The following is a 17937-nucleotide window of genomic DNA, read 5'->3' on the forward strand; positions in this document are numbered from 1 at the left end:
CTGAAAAGGAGAATAGGGAATGGATGTCATACCAAATGATCAATATATTTTCGAACTGATCTTACTTGTCTGGGCGATTGGTGCACTCGTCATCATCATTACGCAAGCGCGAAACACACAAAGTCTAAAAAAGAGTTTGTTACGAAGTACAGTCGTAAATCTCGCGTATACAGTCATTATCTCTTTGACATGGTTTTACGTAGTAGCCATAGATGGATTCAGTCAGGTATTTGGTCTTTATTTCTTTGTAGGGATATTTTTGATTCTTGAGGTGATATTATTCGTTGTTCTCTGGATTGTTAAACGTAAAAAATCAACTATCTCTTGAGGAGTAGAATTTCATTATGAACCGTTACACTTGGATTACCCATGCTGCTGTTGGGTTAGCAATATTGGATATGAGACGACGTGCGATTGATTTATTGTCGAGGCATGTCGAGCGGTTAGATGAACCACGAGCAAGATCAAGTACGATTCTTTATATCGGGATGTTGCATCTTGAACTCGGTGAAGAGAAAGAAGCAAGTCGGTGTTTCTTAGAAGGGTTGACGATCGTCGAGTCGATGGAGCTTGCGTATGCATCGGAATTTTTAACGATGTTACGAGTGATGAAGCGATATGAAGCTTCGGATGTTATAGAACACTGGATTCAAAACTTCACCAATCGGATTGATGATCATCCGAAATTCAAGCGAATGATAAGAGGGATAGAAGCGATAACTGATTGAACTAAATTAGCTTTCAGCGTTATCAGTAAATTTCGCAATTCTAGAACGCCATCTCTAATATAAAAGTGCTTTATCGTAAAGACTCTATTTACGAGAAGCACTTTTTTTTATACTTTGAGTTAAATGAAATTGAACTTTTCACTTTACATTTTTCTTCCAGTCCTTTACTCTACAATAAAGTTCAATTAAATTTAACTGTTGAAGAGGAGGAAGTTGGTTGAATAAACAACTATCAGCTTTGTTGCTCGGTAGGATTTTGATGAATATATCAGACAGTTTTTATATGATTGCGATCGTTTGGTTCGTCAAGACAACGACGAATTCGCCATTCCTGGTTGGATTAACGAGCACGATTGCTGTGTTACCGGTAACGATTCAATTTTTGTATGGTCCGATTATCGATCGCTATTCAAAAAAGAAGATCCTGTTTTTCTCAGGCATTGGACAAGCGATTTTAGTCGGATTCATCACTTTACTCTATTTTAACGAGACGCTCTGGATTCCATTGCTGTTCATCATGTTGTTTTTAGCGTTAACACTAGCGGAAATCTCGTATCCAACCGAAAATACACTCATCGAACGCCTGGCATCGAAAGATCAATTGACGAAGGTCAATTCGGTGTTTGCCTTTTCTTATCAAACGCTTGATTTGATTGCCGACGCGTTAGCAGGCATTGTGATTCTATTTGTCGGTGTCGGAATCGTATTCGCTGCGAATAGTATCGTATTGCTAGGGATCGGGTTCTTATTCTTGCTCGTACTCAAAATACCATCTTCAAAAAGAGAACAACCCATTTCCTCACGAAACTTTTGGAAACAGTATAAGCATGACTTCAAAGAAGGATACTATGTTGTCAAGCAACAAAAGAAATTATTGACCATCATTTATGGCATCATCGGAATGAATTTTCTTGCGACGATGGGACTTGCGGTGTTACCAATCATTTCTGAGACGTCAGCAGAGTATGGATTTTGGTTAGCAGCGATTTCACTTGGAACGATGATTGGAACATTGCTATCAAGTCACTTGGAGACGTTTGCTCTCAATCGTGTCATGCCGATTGCTGCGCTCTTGTCCGGACTGTTTTGGATTAGTTCGTTTTTAATGAAAGATGCTGGTCTGTTATCAATCGTCTTATTCGGAATCGCTTGGATCGGTATTGGGGTGAACAGTATATATTTATATACACTCATTCAGGTCAATCTTCCGTCTGATTATTTAGGAACAGGTTTTTCGTTTCTCTCTTCACTGTTAGGGTCGTTAAGTCCGCTTGGATATTTTGCGGGAGGGATTTTCGGAGAATGGTTTTCTAGTACAGCAATCTTATTGATCTCTGGTATCGGCTATTTTGGCTTTGCCGGTTATTTCTTAATTCATCCGACACTTAAAGCGTTAACGATACCTGTCAATACTAAATTCGAGAAGACTGCTGAAGAGAGAATAAAGGTCAATCAACATCTGTGAAACATTTTAGTTTACATAATGAAGTAGGAGAAGGAACGCATCTTCTTCTACTTTTTTTGTAATTATGCAATCGATTGCATTCGTATTCTTATTTAACATCCAGGAAAAGGAATTATATTTCTTGCGAAAAACTAGTTTTTATTTCTTAGGATTTATGTAAAAATAGAAAACAATAAACTGAGAGAATTTTTTGAAAAGTGAGCGACCAGATCATTCATCGTTTTGGAATGAGAGAGAGAAGTCCTCATTTTTCGAATTCTAATATCTTATTTTTTGAAAGCCTGGAGGGGAATGTATGAAATTGTTGAAGATGTGGAACCAAATCAGTTTAGTGAAACAAATCGCGATCGGCTTAGTCATTGGTATTATTTTAGCCGTCACGATTCCTGAAGTAGCGAGTTCATTGACCATCTTTGGAACATTATTTGTCTCCTCACTAAAGGCAGTCGCGCCGATTTTGGTCTTTTTCCTAGTCATGGCTTCGATTGTGCAACATAAAAAGGGACAGCAAACGAACATGAAATCAATCATCTTCTTATACCTGCTCGGTACTTTTTTAGCGGGTGCGATTGCGGTCATCGTTAGTTTCTTGTTCCCGGTTTCGATAACATTGACAGAGAGCACAGAAAAGCTGACAGCCCCTGGGAATGCCATCGAAGTCCTGAAGACGCTTGTCTTGAACATGGTCGATAACCCCGTCAATGCATTAGTCCAAGCGAACTACATCGGCATTCTGACGTGGGCGATCATCTTAGGATTAGCGCTTAAAAATGCGTCGGATTCTACAAAAACGTTCATCTCGAACTTCTCAGATGCACTTGCGAAAATGGTTGGATGGATCATTAAGCTTGCGCCACTCGGTATCATGGGGCTTGTCATCGGTTCAATTACAGAGAACGGACTCTCGTCACTTCTTGACTACGTGAGCCTGCTAGGGTTACTGATCGGAACGATGCTTGTCGTTGCACTCATCGTTAATCCATTGATCGTCTATATCAACGTCCGTCAAAATCCGTATCCGCTCGTTTTCAAATGTTTACGCGAAAGTGGCATCACGGCATTCTTTACACGCAGTTCAGCTGCGAACATTCCGGTCAACATGGAACTATCGAAAAAGCTTGGACTTGATAAAGAGACGTACGGCATCTCGATTCCGCTTGGTGCAACAATTAACATGGCAGGGGCTGCAATCACGATTTCCGTCTTGACGCTTGCTGCGGTAAACACACTCGGTATTCAAGTTGATCTTCCAACAGCCATCATTTTAAGTGTCCTCGCTGCCGTCTGTGCGTGTGGTGCCTCTGGTGTTGCTGGGGGATCGCTTCTCTTGATTCCACTCGCGTGTAGCTTATTCGGGATTCCGAATGACGTTGCGATGCAAGTCGTTGCTGTCGGATTTGTCATCGGTGTGTTGCAAGATTCATTTGAGACAGCATTAAACTCGTCGACAGATGTCTTGTTCACTGCGACAGCTGAATATCGAAAACGGTTGAAAGAAGGCGAACACCTCTCGATTAATCGTCAATCGATGAATGAGGAAGTAGCAGAAAAAGTCGTTAACGGCTGATCAGATTCGCTATTATCTTAATAAGAAAAGGCATCCCAGTTGAGGATGCCTTTTCTTATAGACAACCCTCGTTTCGTGATTGAAATAAGGGGTTTCTACAAGTTGTAATCCATTTAACCTTCTCCTAAAGCAACGTATTTTTTTAATTTCCCTTTAAAACTCACCAAAAGAATTTCATTCCTTTCTTTCGTAGAGTATATGACGGTACCCTTTGAGAGCTTCGTAGCAGTTCCATTATCAAAATCGTATTGATCAGAACTCATTTTCTTGATTTCTCCGACTTTTTTACTCTTAGTGACTTCTGTTTTCTCTGCCCATTTTACATCTGATTTGTAGATCGTATCATTTAGTTGAAAAATGTCAGCAGTAGAATCTTCTCCTAATACGTCTAGTGCTGTCGGTTTTTCACTTGTATGTTGCATTTTCACTTCATTACTACAAGCAGCTAACGGCCATACAGTTATAATTGAGAGAGCGCATAACAAAACGATTCTTTTCATGACATAACCTCTTTCCCGTTTTTGTATGTTACTCCATGTCGATACATGTAACGTAAATTACTCGCGGTTGCCGTCACATTTGATTCGGACATGGTGCGTATCAGTATCTTTAAAGATTTGTAAGACGGCACTCGTCTCAACGGTTGCACCATCTCTTTCGATTCCGATTAAGCATTGGACATGGCTAAATTGTTTAGCATGTCGACCATTTAACAGCGGACTATCGGCAAATCAGGTCACAGGTTTCTGTTGTTGTTCCATTCGTTTTAAATCCTGTCCGATGTATGCCCATCTGCTCACGAAACAGTCAAAGTGGGGTTCACCTGTAGCGCGAGCGTTTCAGGAAATCGTCTTGGAACAATTCATGAAGTCAGAGTGAATCAATTGTCTCGACCCAGACTTGATAATAGATCTCTTGATCGAGGTGGACCGTTGCCGAACGTACACGATAATCTGAGTTTTCCGCTAGATAAAAAGCAAGAATTGATGCGACTTTAAAGTCAGGGGGGCAATAACCGGTGATTGAACGACCATGGATCTCATTCGTGATCGACTCCGCCCAGACTTCGGCTTCACGGAATGTCTCGAACTGAAGCATCTCTTCCTTCCAACGAATCGACATCTTCATGTCCTCCTCTACTGCAGTTAATGTTATTATATGGAATAAATGGTATGTTGTTCAAAGGGGGGACGTCAGACATGAGTCGTTTTGGAATGCATCGGGAAGTAATCAATCCGCCGCTCGGTACTGCCTTCATCGGTTATCACCGAGAAGTCGGTATTGCAAGCATACACGATCCGCTATATGTCACAGCGAGTATCTTTGAAAGCGAGCAGACGACATCGGTCTTCGTCAGCATCGATAACATCGGCATGCTCGTCGCCGATACGGATGTCATCCGTGAAGGAATCGCGGGTCAGCTAGACGTGTCGAAGGAACAGATCACAGTCGTTTACACGCATACGCATTCGGGACCAGCGACAGCAGGAAACGAACCGTTGACCGTCGCCTATAAAACGATTTTGACGCAACAAGCGATTGTATCTGCGGTCAAAGCAAGCGAAGTGATGCAGTTGGTCGAGATTGGTTGGGGTGTGACGACCGGAAAACTCGGCGTCAACCGACGGGAGAAAATAAATGGACAAGCGGTGATGGGAACGGATCCGTCTGGGGTGGCGGATGACCGAATTGGAACATTGTTAATTCGTCGGACCGGTGATGCGGGTCTCGTCGGAGCTTTTGTCTTTTGTACGGCGCATCCGAACGTCTTGAAATCAGACAGTGTCGTCTTATCCGGTGATTATCCGGGAGTCACTCGAACGATACTCGAACAGGCACTCGGCTGCCCGGTCGTGATTGTTCAAGGCGCGACGGGGAACATCAATGCGAAATATCGTGGTGACATAGAGAGTCTTCAAAAAATGGCGTTTACTTTAAGTGGTCATGTCTTGACGACGATTCCAGCTGTGTCGTTTCAACCGTTAACGCACCACCGGATTCAGTCATACATTCATCCGATGCGCTTAACAGAAGTACCGGCTATGAACGTATTACGAGACATGGCGGATTACGCTGAACAGACATGGGGCGTCAGTGCAGCACGCTGGTTGGCATACGTTCAGGAACGATCGGGAGCAACACTCACCATCCCGCTCGAAGTTCAATTGTTTGAACTAAACGAAGGGTCGTTCTCAGGCATTCCGATGGAGCCGTTCTGTGAGACAGCGCTACAGATAAAGCAAATCCGTCAAACGGAACTCGCTTTTTTCGGGGGCTATACGAACGGTTACATCGGTTATTTGCCAACTGCGGAAGAACATCCGTATGGGGGTTACGAAGTGGCAATCAATCCCGTCGTCTACGGTCCAGTGACTGGGCTTTGGATGCCACCTGTACCGGGAACGGCGAACGACATCGTGCATCGTATCCAACAACTCTATGAAACGAACAACAACCCGGCTTCTCTCCTTTGAGAGACCGGGTTGTCGTGATTAAGATTTGATTTTTTTGATGATCCAAAATAAAGAAAAAACGAGTCCGGTTGTCAGTAAAACGAATAAAAGAAGCAGAATGAGTAAGTTAGACAGTTGTAGCATCTAAGACCTCCATAAATAGGTACAGATAGATTTTCGAACTTTTCGAATAGTAATAGAGTAACATAGTAATTAACAAAATATAGGTAAATAGGTTGTTGTTTTAGATATTTCTTAATATATTTACTTATTATATAAAAATAAGTTATTTTATTACATTTAGAAAAAGAGGGAATAACATGATCATCAAAAGATTTATTCTTAGTTTTGTCATCACTTATTTATTCCTCAGTTTGCTTTTATCCTTTAGCATCGGATATACGATCGATTGGATTCCCGAAGCAACTTTGACTCAAAAGATAAAAGGGTACGTCATTGAAGAGTTCACTCGTTTTAATATTATAAAGCTTTTGATTGCTACAGGTGGAGGTACTCGGTACAGCCTACTCTACTTAAAACAAAGGGCATCGAGTTTATCAAAGCGTTGATTTCCTTTATTTTGAAACTTTTCTTTGTGTGATTCGTTTATGAGGATTAGAACGAGTCAACGTATTGGGGGAAATAAAAATGAAAAAGACAGTTGGTGCAATCATTTTAGCGAGCGGCATGTTGATACTCGGTGGTTGCGGAACAGCAGCAACGCAAACCGATTTATTTGAGCAACAAGGTACATATCTTGGCGATAACAGTAACGTGCGCGACATCGTTCAACAACTACCTCACGGTGATCATTTAAAGAAGATGGAACTGTCGACAAAGGAAAAGCCGTATCAACTGACGTTGCGTTACGGTGGATATACAGAAGGACAGGTCGAGCAAAAAAGTAATCGCACGGCAATCTATAATGCGACGGCGCTTTTCACACTGATTCCGAACGTCGATCAAGTCAACATGACGATCGAAGATGCTTCGTATCATTTTACGAAACATCAACTCCGTGATTGGTATGGAAAAGACTTTACGACGTACGATAATGAGAAAGCACTGAAGGCGTTCACGAAGCCTTTTATCGAAGATTCGAAGAAAGTAAGCGACTTATTGAACTGAACCGACCGAGCACGCTCTTGAAAAGGAGTGTGCTTTTTTGTTGATTCATTCCCATAAGTTTTAAAAAGTACTTTGCATTACAGAGTAATTCAGTTTATCGTTAAGGAACTGAGACATCCAGAATAAGGAAGGGGTTGTACGAGATGGAAATCGATAAAGAATTATTAAAGGGGCACGTCGACACGATCATCTTGTCGTTGCTGAACGAACAAGACCGATACGGGTATGAAATCGCGAAGACGATCCGGCAAACGTCAGACGAGCAGTTCGAACTGAAAGAGGCGACACTCTATTTGTCACTCAAACGCCTTGAGAAAAAAGGATTCGTCATATCCTATTGGAGTGACGAAGCAGCGGGCGGCGGACGACGTAAATATTATGTGCTGACGACTGAAGGAAAAATCCTTCTTGCGAAAAAACGACTTGAATGGCGTTTTCTAAAGCAGCTACTCCCGAAGTTTCTTGAAGAGGGAGACGGCGCGCTTGAATAAACTCGATCATTTTGTCCATGACTTGTATCAAGATGCGGATGTGACGGATCCGGAAATCATCGACGTCATGGAAGAGACGCGAAGTCATCTTGAACAATCGGTGCGAGACTTGATGATTCAAGGTTATTCGGAAGAAGAAGCGACGAAGCTTGCCATGTATCGTTACGGTAGTAAGGAGCATGTCGATCAGCTCTTGACGTGGGTCTATCGAAAAGAGCGGACGTTCGCTTCGTGGTTGCTCCGCATCGGAATCAGCATCGCCGCTGCAACGATAGTGTTCTTTATCGGCACGATGATGTTGAGCCAGCATCAGTCGCTCGCCTATGCGGATGCCTTTTATGGCAATGAACGTTCGATTGAATCTTACGAACGCATTTTAGAAGAGCATCTGTTACTAATATCGATTTCCGGACAAGACGTTTCGTCCTCGCGTGACTTCACGGTTCACCGATCGATTTGGTTACCGGAGCTGTTCACTTCGCATGGCATGTATCTGATTGACGAACAGCACCTGACAACGACGGAAAGTTTCGATGTTACGAAATTCGGTGCTGTGCTTGCGCTAGTCGGCTTGACGATTTATCTCGTGACATCAATCATTTGGAGCGTCATCAAGCTTTATCATGCAGGACGATTGCATCTATTAAGTATCGTCTCAGTCGTATTCTTTAATGTACTGGGTTATTGGTTTTGGGCATTACGAAAATAGGAGGGGTCATATGTCGCAACAAATTAAGCTGATTTGGTCACAAGCATTCACGGTGAAGCAATGTGTACTCTATCTTTTGATCATCCTCGGTTTACCAACTCTTCAGTTCAGTTTCATTTATAAGAGTTACCAGTTCTTCCTACCGACAGAAGTATTCGAAGAGACGCTATCAGGAACGATCCCGATGCTGTTTCCGATACTTGCAGTCTTGATTTTCTTGCCGATCTTCATCGCTGAATACAAGGATAACTATCTGACATACGTTCGAACGCGTGCCAGTCTAAAGGATTATCTATTTGCGGTCGGTTTCGTCAATGTGATGCTGACAGGATTTGTGTTCTTTTTAATGACAATCGTCACGTTCGTCCTCATTCGTTATGTCGAACCGTTTTTCGGTCTAGTCAATTACGCGCCGCTAAGCGAAAAGACGCATGACGTAACGAATGCATTTTCATTCTTGGTGGACATTCACCCGTTACTCTATGCCGTTCTTTACGCCGCTTGGATTGGACTCAACGGAGCAGTGTACGCGACACTTGCTTACCTGTTGATCTTATCGCTCGAACAAGTCTATCTCGCAATTTCATTACCGTTCTTCGCCTACCATATCTTTAACTTCGTCGCTGGTATGATGCAAGCTCCACAATTCTCACCTATCAGTACGGTCTTTCCGTTTAACATCACGGAGCAGCCGCTTTGGACAGTGTTCGTACCGTTTACTGTTTTAATCGTTGTTAACTTCACGCTCTACCTGACGATGATTCGACCGAAACCGGAGTGGATCTTTCAGTCATGATGAAGACACGGAATATTTTGATTGTACTGAAGAGTTTATTCATCCTCGTGATCAGTTACGTCGCATGGTATAGACGGCAAGAAGTATTGACGAAGGCGCAGGAGTTCGGCAGAAACGTCAACGCGTGGGACATCACGTTTGCGATTCAAAATGATATGTACCTGTTACTCTTTTTCCTGATGCCGTTACTCTTGTTCCTCTCGTTTCGAATGATTGAACAGCAATATGAACCGTCGATTTTGATTCGGGTCGGCTCATTTCGGAACTGGCTATACTACTCGACAAAATGGTATTTACGTGCCGTCCTACCCTTGTTCGGATGCGTCTTGCTACTGAGTCTTCTTAGTGCCAGCGATCAATCGTTTACGTTGCAATGGAGTACATACAGTCAAATCTCGACTAGTGGCAACATAAGTCATCATCTCAGCGCGACTTTTCGCTCACCACTGTCAGTGATTTTTTTACAACCGATTCTTTGGTTGCTTGCGAGCATTATGTTACATGGGTTCATGTGTCTTGCGTTTCTATTGCATGAAAAGCATAAGGGCTTGTTGCTACAGGCGACAGTGGTAGTGATTTGGTGTATCTTCAGTTTTAAATCATCGTTTGGAGTAGGAGAGTTCTTTTCAGCCGCCGCGTATTTCTCTGTCGGGGCTGTATCCAATAGAATGCATCCTTGGATGGCACTCATCGTCCTCAGTATTGCGATTGCGCTGATCTATCTATCGGTCCAATGGATGCGACCGCTTCGTCAGCTACTGACTTCACGAAAGGAGTTCGTACCGTATCTCACCTATGCGATGATTGCCAGTCTGTATATCTTCCTCAGTAGTAACCGAGCGTCGACTGAGCTACAAACGATCGGTGATCTCTTCGTCGTCGCATTTTACGGTGTCAATGCAATGGACAGTTCGTTTCTTCAACTCATGTCGTATCTGATTCTTTTTTTCGGACTTGCTTATTTAAGTCAATTGCGTCTGCAAAATCAAATGACGGCAATCGGACCATACACGTGGATGCGTTACCAACGGCTCGAGAAATGGGCGTTTCACGTCTTCGTAAGGGAAGGACGTTTCTATCTACTTGCCCTCGCGTTTCTAATCATCGGAACAACAGGTATCGGAATATTGCAAGGGTTATCGTTGTCACTTTCGACTAGTCTCTTATCGATTTCGTCGATGCAATTGCTTCTACAACTGATCGGTATCTCGATGCTTCAACTGATGCTTTATTCGCTTTTGAGCTTCATCTTACTGTGGCAATTTCCGGACGGTTACGCGATGCTCGGGTTGTTTGGTGTCTTATCCGTCTTCTTGTTGCCAAACTTCAATCAATACGGAATCTTTCCGTCCGGACTGAACGGATTCGCTCAGCTTCAGTCGTTCAGTCTGACACATCTATTGTTCGTCTTGCTGATCTATCTTGGGCTTTCACTTGTCTGGTTATACTTTCTGTTTCAAAAAAGCATTCGTATATAAGGAGGACGTTTCGTGGAAATGATTAAACTAGAGCAGGTCACGAAAGGGTATCAAGGCAACCCCTTGTTCGAAGATATCGATTTGACGATTCAAAAAGGAGATATCGTCGGCATCACTGGACCAAACGGTTCAGGGAAATCGGTCTTGTTCAAGATGATTTGCGGCTTCATTCATCCGGACGCGGGAACGATCACAGTTCGAAATGAACAGCTCGGTCAGACGCGACGCTTTCCGGAAAACGTCGGTGTCATCATCGATCGACCGGGCTATATCGCCCATAAATCAGGATTTGAGAACTTAAAACAACTCGCAGCAATCCGGAAAGTGGTCACCGATGCCGAGATTGAACAGGCGATGCGGACCGTCGGCTTACAGCCCGGTAATCGGCAGAAGGTCAAACAGTATTCGCTCGGGATGAAACAAAAGCTCGCGATTGCCCAAGCCATTATGGAAAAGCAGGACATCTTGATTTTGGATGAGGCATTCAATGGGCTCGATCACGATAGTGTCCTGCGTCTGCGAGAACTATTATTGTCCTTCAAAAAAGAAGGGAAGACGATCATCTTGACGAGTCATAATCAACAAGACATCGATGCGCTTTGCGACTCCGTCTACCGCATCAATCAAGGTCGGATTGAACAGGTCGGCTAACATAAACAGGGAGTGGATCAACGGATCCACTCCCTGTTGCTGTACGATAGATTATTTTCCCGGCTTCGTTTTGTAGAAGCTGTAGAAGACGCTGATCAGGATGACGAGGACTATCGTACCGAGCGACATCCAGATTGGCATTTTGTAGACGTCACTGAAAATCATCTTCGCTCCGATGAAGACGAGCATGAAGCTTAAACCGTGTTTCAAGTAGTAGAAACGATCAATCAAGTTCGCGAGGACGAAGTAGAGACTACGAAGTCCAAGGATAGCCATGATGTTCGCATAGAAGATGATGAACGGATCACGTGAGTACGCGAAGCTTGCAGCGACTGAGTCGACGGCGAAAACGATATCTGATACTTCGATGAAGAGTAGGGTGATCAAGAGAGGCGTGAAGAACAACTTCCCATCAATTCGTTTTGCGAACTTACCAGACGAGATGTCTTGTGTGATTGGTAAACGTTTCTCTAACCAACGAATCGTTCTGTTGTCTTCGAGCGACGTCTCTTGACCGATATTCTTGTACATCATCCAACCTGTGTAGACGAGGAACGCTCCGAAGATGTAGTACACCCAAGCGAAGTTCTCAAGTAGCGAGACACCAGCGACGATGAAGATGACGCGGAAGAAGATTGCACCGAGAATACCCCAGAACAAGACTTTGTGCTGGTACTTCAATGGAATTGCGAAGTACGCGAAGACGAGTGAGAAGACGAAGACGTTATCGATCGCGAGAGCCTTCTCAATGAAGTACACGCTCGTATATTCGACAGCAGCGGCGCTACCTTGATCAATATAGAGCCAGCCTCCGAAGGCGACAGCAATCGCGATCCAGACGAACGTCCACGTCCAAGCCTCCCGAAGCGAAACTTCATGTGCCTTGCGATGAAAGACTCCAAGGTCAAGGGCGAGCATGATGAAAACGATGGCTAGAAAAGCAATGAGTAGTGTCAACAGCGCTTCCTCCTTTGAAGTAATTTGTTATCATGAATTTATTATAAGTTCATAAGAACTCAAAAGTAAAGAGGTAAGTGTGTTCTTTTTTGAAATTGTGAACAAAATCCGCCAAAGGCACTGCTCATGCGAACAGTGCCTTTGGCGGATTACGTGAGTGGTAGAGAATGCAGTTCAACATACAGAGCGAGCGTATCGATGATTGTAGCCGAGCTCATCGTACACTCATGCGATCGTTAAACATGAAAATCTTCTTTTACTGCTGTTCGAGACGACGTGAGAAACCAGTCAAGATGACGGCAAGAATGACCATGATAGCGCCGACCCATGGCGTGTGGACAAGTCCGATCGTATCGGTGACGAGACCACCGATCGTTGCCCCAAGTGCGATGCCGATATTGAAAGCTGCAATATTTAAGGCAGAGGCGACATCGACTGCTGCTGGGACGTATTTTTCAGCCAACTGGACGATATAGAGTTGGAGTCCAGGGACGTTCATGAAGGCAAGAAGTCCCATTAAGATGATCCCGATGATGCCAGCGACCTTGAACGGAATCATGAATGAGAGGGCAATCATGACAATGGCATGGATGATGAACATATAGAACAATGCTTTAATCGGGTTACCATTCGCGAGTTTTCCGCCAACCGTATTCCCGATTGCGACGGCGATTCCGTAGACGAGCAGAATGATACTGATTAAGCTCGGACTGATTTTCGTGACGTCCTGCATGATCGGTGTCAAGTACGTAAAGGCGACGAACGTTCCACCGTAACCGAGGGCAGTGATCAAGAAGCCGAGCATCAATCGTCCGTTCGTCAACAATTTGAACATGTCGGAGAACTTAGCAGGTGGTGATTGTTTCAAGTCTTTTGGAATCAAGAAGAAGCTTGCGATGATCGCAATGATTCCGAGTGCAGCAACCGCGAAGAACGTCGCGCGCCAGCCGAACGATTGACCAATGAATGTACCAAGCGGGACACCCGTGACGGTCGCGACCGTCAGACCGGTAAACATCAAGGCGATGGCACTTGCTTTTTTATGCTCCGGTACGAGCTGGACAGCAATCGTCGCACCAATCGAGAAGAAGACACCGTGCGAGAACGCCGTGATGAAACGGGCGACGATCAACAATTCAAATGTCGGTGAGATCGCGGAGATCAGGTTACCGGCGATGAAGACGACCATCAACGCCATCAGTAACGTTTTCCGATTCATCCGGTTCGTCAGTGCCGTCAAAATCGGTGCTCCGACGGCGACACCGATTGCATAACCAGAGATGATGAGACCAGCGAGTGTGATACCGATATTTAAGTCACCAGCGATTGCTGCGAGCAGTCCAACGGGAACGAATTCCGTCGTACCGATCCCAAAGGCGCTGATTGCTAGAGCGAGCAGGGCAAGTCCGCCGTTTCTTGGAGCCTGTTCCTCCTGTACCTGTTGATTTAATTGATTCATGGGGATTCCTCCTAAAATGATTTCAGTAGGGATCGTATTCAGTGGGCCCGACCAAACATGATCCGTTTGACATGACCCCAGCATAACGGGGGTTGTTCCTTTCGGGAAGTACGTACTTTAAAGTGCGATAGGCACTAAAAAGTACCCTACTCGTTCTTTTGGATGCAAGGTCTAAAAGGAGATTGTACTTTCCGTTGACAATTGCTATCATATAGCCAGCCAATCCGCTTGGGAAGTACGCACTTTCAAGTACGATAGGCACTAAAAAGTGCCTATGTTCTCAACGGAATCTCGAAAGGATGGATCATATATGGCATACAATATCCCGGTCGAAGCAACACTAGAAGTCATCGGTGGAAAGTGGAAGGTCGTCATCATGTGTCATTTGATCAAAGGTGAGCGTCGGACGAGTGAGCTCCGTAAGCTGATGCCGACGATTACGCAAAAGATGCTGACGCAACAATTACGGGAGTTAGAAGAAGACGGTATCATCATCCGGACGGTCTTTGAACAAGTCCCACCGAAAGTCGTCTACTCGTTATCCGAGTACGGCTGGTCGCTGAAGCCGATTCTTGACGCGATGTGCGCATGGGGTGAAGGACATATCAATTTGACAGGCGGAGAGGTTGTTTCGTCTTAATCGCCAGAAAAAAGGTTCGACATTATGGTCGATCCTTTTTTTGCGCTCAAATTTTCTGGAAATAAATAAGTTGTACAGTAAGTAATCATTAGAAAAATCTTTTATTATATTTACTCCATCAACTGTGAAAAATCCTTAAATTTTTTGGGCGGTTTTTATCAGATATCAATAAAACAAGTCAATAAAGTACTAGTATTGAGAAATCCCTTGATAAGAAAGTCATGAATACAACATGATTGATTTGAGTCTATAGGGCGGGTTCCTGATTTTGGAATATTTGTTACGATCAAGTGGAAGAAAGTTTTAATTTTCTCTTTCAAGAACTAATGCCATGTTTCATCAGAGTGAATGACTTTCTATCTTGACAGAGAAAGGAGGAGTTCGGATGTCTGCTATGTTCGTGTCGTATCAATTATCTTTGGAAGAAAAGTTCTTCAACATGATCGAAAACAAATGGTTCTGGATGGTTTTCGCTCTTGTCATTTTAGTAGGAGTATTTGCATATGCGTTCTATTGCACAAGTCGAGGTTACAGCTTTAATGGAAACGTGAAATTAAACTGGCCAAAGTTCTGGCAAATGGGAATTGGCTGTAAAGCCTCGTAACGTACTTAACTGGCGGGGGCTCGTAGAGCTCCCGCTTCTTTCAGGAGGTAGAAACATGATTGAAATCGATGATTTGACAAAATCATTTAAAAAGAATCGCGTTATCGATGCGTTATCAGCATCATTTTCTTCAACGGGTGTCTCTGTCATAGTTGGAACAAATGGCAGTGGAAAGACGACACTATTGAATATGTTGACGAATTTGCTAGAAGCTGACGGTGGCGGCATTCGAATTGATGGTATTCCACCTGGTAGTCAGGCATACAAATCTAAATTTTTCTATCTTCCTTCTGACTTTTATTTACCAGGCTACATGACTGGTAAGGAATATGTACAGTTCGTTTTAAGTCGATATGAGACAAGTGAAGAGGGTAAAGCTCCTCTTTTAATGGACTTACTCGATTTGGCGGACGGTCAAAATAAAACCATTGAGTCGTATTCCTTTGGTATGAAGAAAAAAATTCAAATTGTCGCAGCCATTGCTGCCAATACTGACTATATAATTGCTGATGAAATTTTCGGCGGACTTGATTTTGATACGTCTTTGCTCGTTCAGGAACTGTTTGCAGCAGTCAGCACGACGAAAAAAGTGATTATCGTCTCTCATGAACGAAATACGATTGATCGTTTTCCAGAAGATATACGACTTATGAGACAAGGTTCACTTGTCAATTTTGAAGGAACTCCAGAGGAATTGACGGATGTTATTAAACAAGAGGAGGTCTTACGTGAAAAGCTCGACATCGTCAGCAAACATTTTATGTCTACTGAAATTCTTCTTTAATGATACGTTTCATGGACTTTTCAATCGTCCTTTTTTTAAAAGTCGGATGAATCGGTACGTGTTAGGTATTCTTCTAATGGGTCTCTATCTTGGATACTTTTATCTAAACATGGTTCAGCTCTCCACCCTATCGAATAATGCAGTGGAAGCAGATGAGACAACACGCTTGCTGGCAGGTAAGATGACACTCAGTAGTTATTTTAATGTCGTCTTTATTTTAGGTACCTTTATGTTCGTTTTAATTAATGGAACCGTCTCATTGAATCGGAACTCTTTATTTTTTGCGAAGACACTTCCATTCTCAGAAAGAGAAGTCAATATCAGCCAGCGATTATTTAAACTCTCTGTTGCCCTAGTCTTTTTCGAATTACTGATGATCATCGTTGCACCAGCACTGAAACTAATTCCTATGCGCTTGGGAACGGCACTGCTTGTTTTAATAACACTTCATACTGTATTCATCAGTAGCTTTTGGTTATTGGATTGTCTCCATGCAGCAGTATTGCATCGTTTATCAGGTATGAAGCGTACTATTTTCAGTTTCATTCTTGATCTAGTATTAGTGGGTCTCGTGACACTTCATTTATTAAAAACACGATTTCAGGTTGATGTATGGGTTAGTACGTTACCGTATTCGATTTTAACGATCACGCTAGTTATGTTGATGACGAGTCTTGTCGTTGGCACGATTGCCTATACTCTTCATGCAGTTTTCTTTGCTCGAAACCATTTGTATGTCCGGCAGAATTACTTCAAGTTAGGATTGCCTGCTTTCAATATTGGTTTAGCGACTACTATGCCTGCAATCATCCGAAGTAAAAACTTTCTGTACTTTTGGGCATTACTTGGTGTGATGTCAATCGGAGCATGGTACCAAGTCGGATGGGGGGGAACTTTTCAACTCTGGTTGTTCTTATTGCCGATACTTGGAGTAGTGACGATTACATATGCAGACGCAACATTAGCAGTTAGAAAGTTGTACGGACTGTACCGGATCCATCCCTTGATGGAACTCATGTCACTCCTTGCTATCGCCATCATCTTGATGGCACCTGCACTATATGTCGGTATCATTGAGACAAACAGTTTGAATCCATATATGTATGGAATCAATATCTTTTTCGCGGCTACAATTGCAGGATTTTTATTTCCGAAATCTCAAAGTAATATCAATGAGACGATTGCATCCGTGTTGACGATCATTTTAATTGTCTTACTGTCTGTCCTCGTCAGTATCGATGGGGCATTGTATCCGACATTAGCGATCTTACTTGGTGTTTTATATCTCATTTTAAAGAAAGAATACGAGGTGGCAAAATGAAAATCACGAAATTAATTGGTGTTGGTACTGTTTTGTGGGCAATTATTTTTTTAGTCGATTATATTTATGAATTGTTTCAAATCAATGAAACGAGTGTCGTGACGACGATGACAGGATTAAAAATTACAACGGTAATGACAAAAGAAGAATTGAATACACACTTCGCGTTGACACTTCAAGCGCTTGTTCTCTATTTGGTATTTATCGTTTTATTCACATTGTTTGGTGTCTTCTTACAGAAGCGGCGAACGTTAGCGCGTCATGACAGCTGAGACAGTTCTGCATCTTATCAGCTATATTCTTCTGATTTTCATTGTCGTAGCGATACACGAAATGATCCATTTATTGTTCGCAAGGGTGTTTCGACGGCGACCGACAGTGAAACTCGATCGATTTTTAACGCCAATCGTCCGCTATGAGAATAATCAGAATGACTGGCAAAATTTAATCATTGCTGCTTCTGCACCTGCGATTTTATTTTCGTTCGGTATTTGGATAGAAGGAGATGGCGGTGGATGGGTCTTAGTTAAAATTTTATGTTTATCAAATGTATTTAATTTTTTCCCGGTGACAACAGACGGCCAGATGATCATGTTATCTTGCTTAAGAATAATTAGAAAAGAACAGCGCAGAAATGACGCTCGGTAATATTCGTGCATTCCCATGTAAATAACCCCTTATTCCGTTCGCGAAATGAGGGGTTATT

General features: G+C 43.1%; 21 protein-coding genes. 17 read left to right on the forward strand and 4 right to left on the reverse strand.

Features of this window, described 5'->3' with window-relative positions; genetic code table 11:
• The first annotated feature begins 19 nt into the window (after positions 1-19).
• The 4 genes from ACY2IG_RS07615 to sstT all read left to right on the forward strand — a co-directional run bounded on the left by ACY2IG_RS07615 (position 20) and on the right by sstT (position 3760).
• Positions 20-328, forward strand: a complete 309-nt coding sequence (locus tag ACY2IG_RS07615; protein WP_462618649.1) for a hypothetical protein — start codon at positions 20-22, stop codon at positions 326-328.
• Between the two features lie 16 nt (positions 329-344).
• The gene (locus tag ACY2IG_RS07620) at positions 345-728 is read left to right on the forward strand and encodes a hypothetical protein (RefSeq protein ID WP_462618650.1); all 384 of its coding nucleotides are present in this window, start codon (positions 345-347) and stop codon (positions 726-728) included.
• A 217-nt stretch (positions 729-945) separates the two neighbouring features.
• Positions 946-2193, forward strand: a complete 1248-nt coding sequence (locus tag ACY2IG_RS07625) for an MFS transporter (protein WP_329470822.1) — start codon at positions 946-948, stop codon at positions 2191-2193.
• Positions 2194-2488: 295 nt separating this feature from the next.
• Positions 2489-3760, forward strand: coding sequence for a serine/threonine transporter SstT (gene sstT, locus ACY2IG_RS07630; protein ID WP_035408270.1), 1272 nt, complete (start codon positions 2489-2491; stop codon positions 3758-3760).
• A 113-nt stretch (positions 3761-3873) separates the two neighbouring features.
• On the opposite strand, the gene ACY2IG_RS07635 is transcribed toward sstT, so the two are convergent.
• Positions 3874-4260, reverse strand: a complete 387-nt coding sequence (locus ACY2IG_RS07635) for a hypothetical protein (RefSeq protein ID WP_290749925.1) — start codon at positions 4258-4260, stop codon at positions 3874-3876.
• Positions 4261-4630: 370 nt separating this feature from the next.
• Positions 4631-4882 (reverse strand): hypothetical protein, encoded by a 252-nt coding sequence (locus ACY2IG_RS07640; protein WP_462618651.1) that lies wholly within the window; start codon positions 4880-4882, stop codon positions 4631-4633.
• A gap of 77 nt (positions 4883-4959) precedes the next feature.
• On the opposite strand from ACY2IG_RS07640, the gene ACY2IG_RS07645 reads away from it, so the two are divergent.
• The 7 genes from ACY2IG_RS07645 to ACY2IG_RS07675 all read left to right on the forward strand — a co-directional run bounded on the left by ACY2IG_RS07645 (position 4960) and on the right by ACY2IG_RS07675 (position 11466).
• Positions 4960-6234 carry a neutral/alkaline non-lysosomal ceramidase N-terminal domain-containing protein gene (locus ACY2IG_RS07645; protein ID WP_462618652.1) on the forward strand — a complete coding sequence of 425 codons (1275 nt, stop codon included), beginning with the start codon at positions 4960-4962 and terminating at the stop codon, positions 6232-6234.
• A 627-nt stretch (positions 6235-6861) separates the two neighbouring features.
• Positions 6862-7341 (forward strand): DUF4825 domain-containing protein, encoded by a 480-nt coding sequence (locus ACY2IG_RS07650; protein WP_462618653.1) that lies wholly within the window; start codon positions 6862-6864, stop codon positions 7339-7341.
• A 143-nt stretch (positions 7342-7484) separates the two neighbouring features.
• On the forward strand, positions 7485-7832 hold the full coding sequence (locus ACY2IG_RS07655; RefSeq protein WP_462618654.1) for a PadR family transcriptional regulator: 348 nt from the start codon (positions 7485-7487) through the stop codon (positions 7830-7832).
• Positions 7825-8541 carry a hypothetical protein gene (locus tag ACY2IG_RS07660; RefSeq protein ID WP_290749940.1) on the forward strand — a complete coding sequence of 239 codons (717 nt, stop codon included), beginning with the start codon at positions 7825-7827 and terminating at the stop codon, positions 8539-8541. The genes ACY2IG_RS07655 and ACY2IG_RS07660 overlap by 8 nt, the downstream gene beginning before the upstream one ends.
• 10 nt (positions 8542-8551) lie before the next feature.
• Positions 8552-9337, forward strand: coding sequence for an ABC transporter permease (locus ACY2IG_RS07665; protein ID WP_290749942.1), 786 nt, complete (start codon positions 8552-8554; stop codon positions 9335-9337).
• On the forward strand, positions 9334-10815 hold the full coding sequence (locus tag ACY2IG_RS07670; protein WP_290749945.1) for a hypothetical protein: 1482 nt from the start codon (positions 9334-9336) through the stop codon (positions 10813-10815). The genes ACY2IG_RS07665 and ACY2IG_RS07670 overlap by 4 nt, the downstream gene beginning before the upstream one ends.
• A gap of 18 nt (positions 10816-10833) precedes the next feature.
• Positions 10834-11466 (forward strand): ATP-binding cassette domain-containing protein, encoded by a 633-nt coding sequence (locus tag ACY2IG_RS07675; protein ID WP_375092144.1) that lies wholly within the window; start codon positions 10834-10836, stop codon positions 11464-11466.
• 51 nt (positions 11467-11517) lie between these two features.
• Here ACY2IG_RS07675 and ACY2IG_RS07680 read toward each other — a convergent pair whose 3' ends face one another.
• Both ACY2IG_RS07680 and ACY2IG_RS07685 read right to left on the reverse strand, forming a co-directional pair.
• Positions 11518-12423, reverse strand: a complete 906-nt coding sequence (locus tag ACY2IG_RS07680; protein ID WP_056061010.1) for a TerC family protein — start codon at positions 12421-12423, stop codon at positions 11518-11520.
• Between the two features lie 256 nt (positions 12424-12679).
• The gene (locus ACY2IG_RS07685) at positions 12680-13882 is read right to left on the reverse strand and encodes an MFS transporter (RefSeq protein ID WP_035408260.1); all 1203 of its coding nucleotides are present in this window, start codon (positions 13880-13882) and stop codon (positions 12680-12682) included.
• A gap of 310 nt (positions 13883-14192) precedes the next feature.
• Between ACY2IG_RS07685 and ACY2IG_RS07690 the strand changes: the two genes are divergently transcribed.
• From ACY2IG_RS07690 to ACY2IG_RS07715, 6 genes are all read left to right on the forward strand, one after another.
• Complete coding sequence (locus ACY2IG_RS07690; RefSeq protein WP_035408258.1) at positions 14193-14522, forward strand: winged helix-turn-helix transcriptional regulator; 330 nt, start codon at positions 14193-14195, stop codon at positions 14520-14522.
• Positions 14523-14907: 385 nt separating this feature from the next.
• A complete protein-coding gene (locus ACY2IG_RS07695; RefSeq protein WP_035408256.1) occupies positions 14908-15126 on the forward strand; it encodes a hypothetical protein in 219 nt (72 codons plus the stop codon).
• A 55-nt stretch (positions 15127-15181) separates the two neighbouring features.
• Positions 15182-15910 carry an ATP-binding cassette domain-containing protein gene (locus ACY2IG_RS07700; protein ID WP_056061018.1) on the forward strand — a complete coding sequence of 243 codons (729 nt, stop codon included), beginning with the start codon at positions 15182-15184 and terminating at the stop codon, positions 15908-15910.
• Between the two features lie 46 nt (positions 15911-15956).
• Positions 15957-17231 carry a hypothetical protein gene (locus ACY2IG_RS07705; RefSeq protein WP_462618655.1) on the forward strand — a complete coding sequence of 425 codons (1275 nt, stop codon included), beginning with the start codon at positions 15957-15959 and terminating at the stop codon, positions 17229-17231.
• Positions 17228-17503, forward strand: a complete 276-nt coding sequence (locus ACY2IG_RS07710; protein WP_035408250.1) for a hypothetical protein — start codon at positions 17228-17230, stop codon at positions 17501-17503. Before ACY2IG_RS07705 ends, ACY2IG_RS07710 begins: the two co-directional genes overlap by 4 nt.
• Positions 17493-17879 (forward strand): DUF3267 domain-containing protein, encoded by a 387-nt coding sequence (locus ACY2IG_RS07715; protein WP_462618656.1) that lies wholly within the window; start codon positions 17493-17495, stop codon positions 17877-17879. Before ACY2IG_RS07710 ends, ACY2IG_RS07715 begins: the two co-directional genes overlap by 11 nt.
• Positions 17880-17937: the final 58 nt, after the last annotated feature.

The organism is Exiguobacterium sp. EF_C8, assembly GCF_054956715.1.

Bases quoted from the DNA above. Each gene is read 5' to 3' on its own strand.
- ACY2IG_RS07615 (WP_462618649.1), top strand. From the start codon at position 20: ATGGATGTCATACCAAATGATCAATATATTTTCGAACTGATCTTACTT.
- ACY2IG_RS07620 (WP_462618650.1), top strand. From the start codon at position 345: ATGAACCGTTACACTTGGATTACCCATGCTGCTGTTGGGTTAGCAATA.
- sstT (WP_035408270.1), top strand. From the start codon at position 2,489: ATGAAATTGTTGAAGATGTGGAACCAAATCAGTTTAGTGAAACAAATC.
- ACY2IG_RS07635 (WP_290749925.1), bottom strand. From the start codon at position 4,260: ATGAAAAGAATCGTTTTGTTATGCGCTCTCTCAATTATAACTGTATGG.
- ACY2IG_RS07640 (WP_462618651.1), bottom strand. From the start codon at position 4,882: ATGTCGATTCGTTGGAAGGAAGAGATGCTTCAGTTCGAGACATTCCGT.
- ACY2IG_RS07645 (WP_462618652.1), top strand. From the start codon at position 4,960: ATGAGTCGTTTTGGAATGCATCGGGAAGTAATCAATCCGCCGCTCGGT.
- ACY2IG_RS07650 (WP_462618653.1), top strand. From the start codon at position 6,862: ATGAAAAAGACAGTTGGTGCAATCATTTTAGCGAGCGGCATGTTGATA.
- ACY2IG_RS07655 (WP_462618654.1), top strand. From the start codon at position 7,485: ATGGAAATCGATAAAGAATTATTAAAGGGGCACGTCGACACGATCATC.
- ACY2IG_RS07665 (WP_290749942.1), top strand. From the start codon at position 8,552: ATGTCGCAACAAATTAAGCTGATTTGGTCACAAGCATTCACGGTGAAG.
- ACY2IG_RS07670 (WP_290749945.1), top strand. From the start codon at position 9,334: ATGATGAAGACACGGAATATTTTGATTGTACTGAAGAGTTTATTCATC.
- ACY2IG_RS07675 (WP_375092144.1), top strand. From the start codon at position 10,834: ATGATTAAACTAGAGCAGGTCACGAAAGGGTATCAAGGCAACCCCTTG.
- ACY2IG_RS07685 (WP_035408260.1), bottom strand. From the start codon at position 13,882: ATGAATCAATTAAATCAACAGGTACAGGAGGAACAGGCTCCAAGAAAC.
- ACY2IG_RS07690 (WP_035408258.1), top strand. From the start codon at position 14,193: ATGGCATACAATATCCCGGTCGAAGCAACACTAGAAGTCATCGGTGGA.
- ACY2IG_RS07695 (WP_035408256.1), top strand. From the start codon at position 14,908: ATGTCTGCTATGTTCGTGTCGTATCAATTATCTTTGGAAGAAAAGTTC.
- ACY2IG_RS07700 (WP_056061018.1), top strand. From the start codon at position 15,182: ATGATTGAAATCGATGATTTGACAAAATCATTTAAAAAGAATCGCGTT.
- ACY2IG_RS07705 (WP_462618655.1), top strand. From the start codon at position 15,957: ATGAATCGGTACGTGTTAGGTATTCTTCTAATGGGTCTCTATCTTGGA.
- ACY2IG_RS07710 (WP_035408250.1), top strand. From the start codon at position 17,228: ATGAAAATCACGAAATTAATTGGTGTTGGTACTGTTTTGTGGGCAATT.
- ACY2IG_RS07715 (WP_462618656.1), top strand. From the start codon at position 17,493: ATGACAGCTGAGACAGTTCTGCATCTTATCAGCTATATTCTTCTGATT.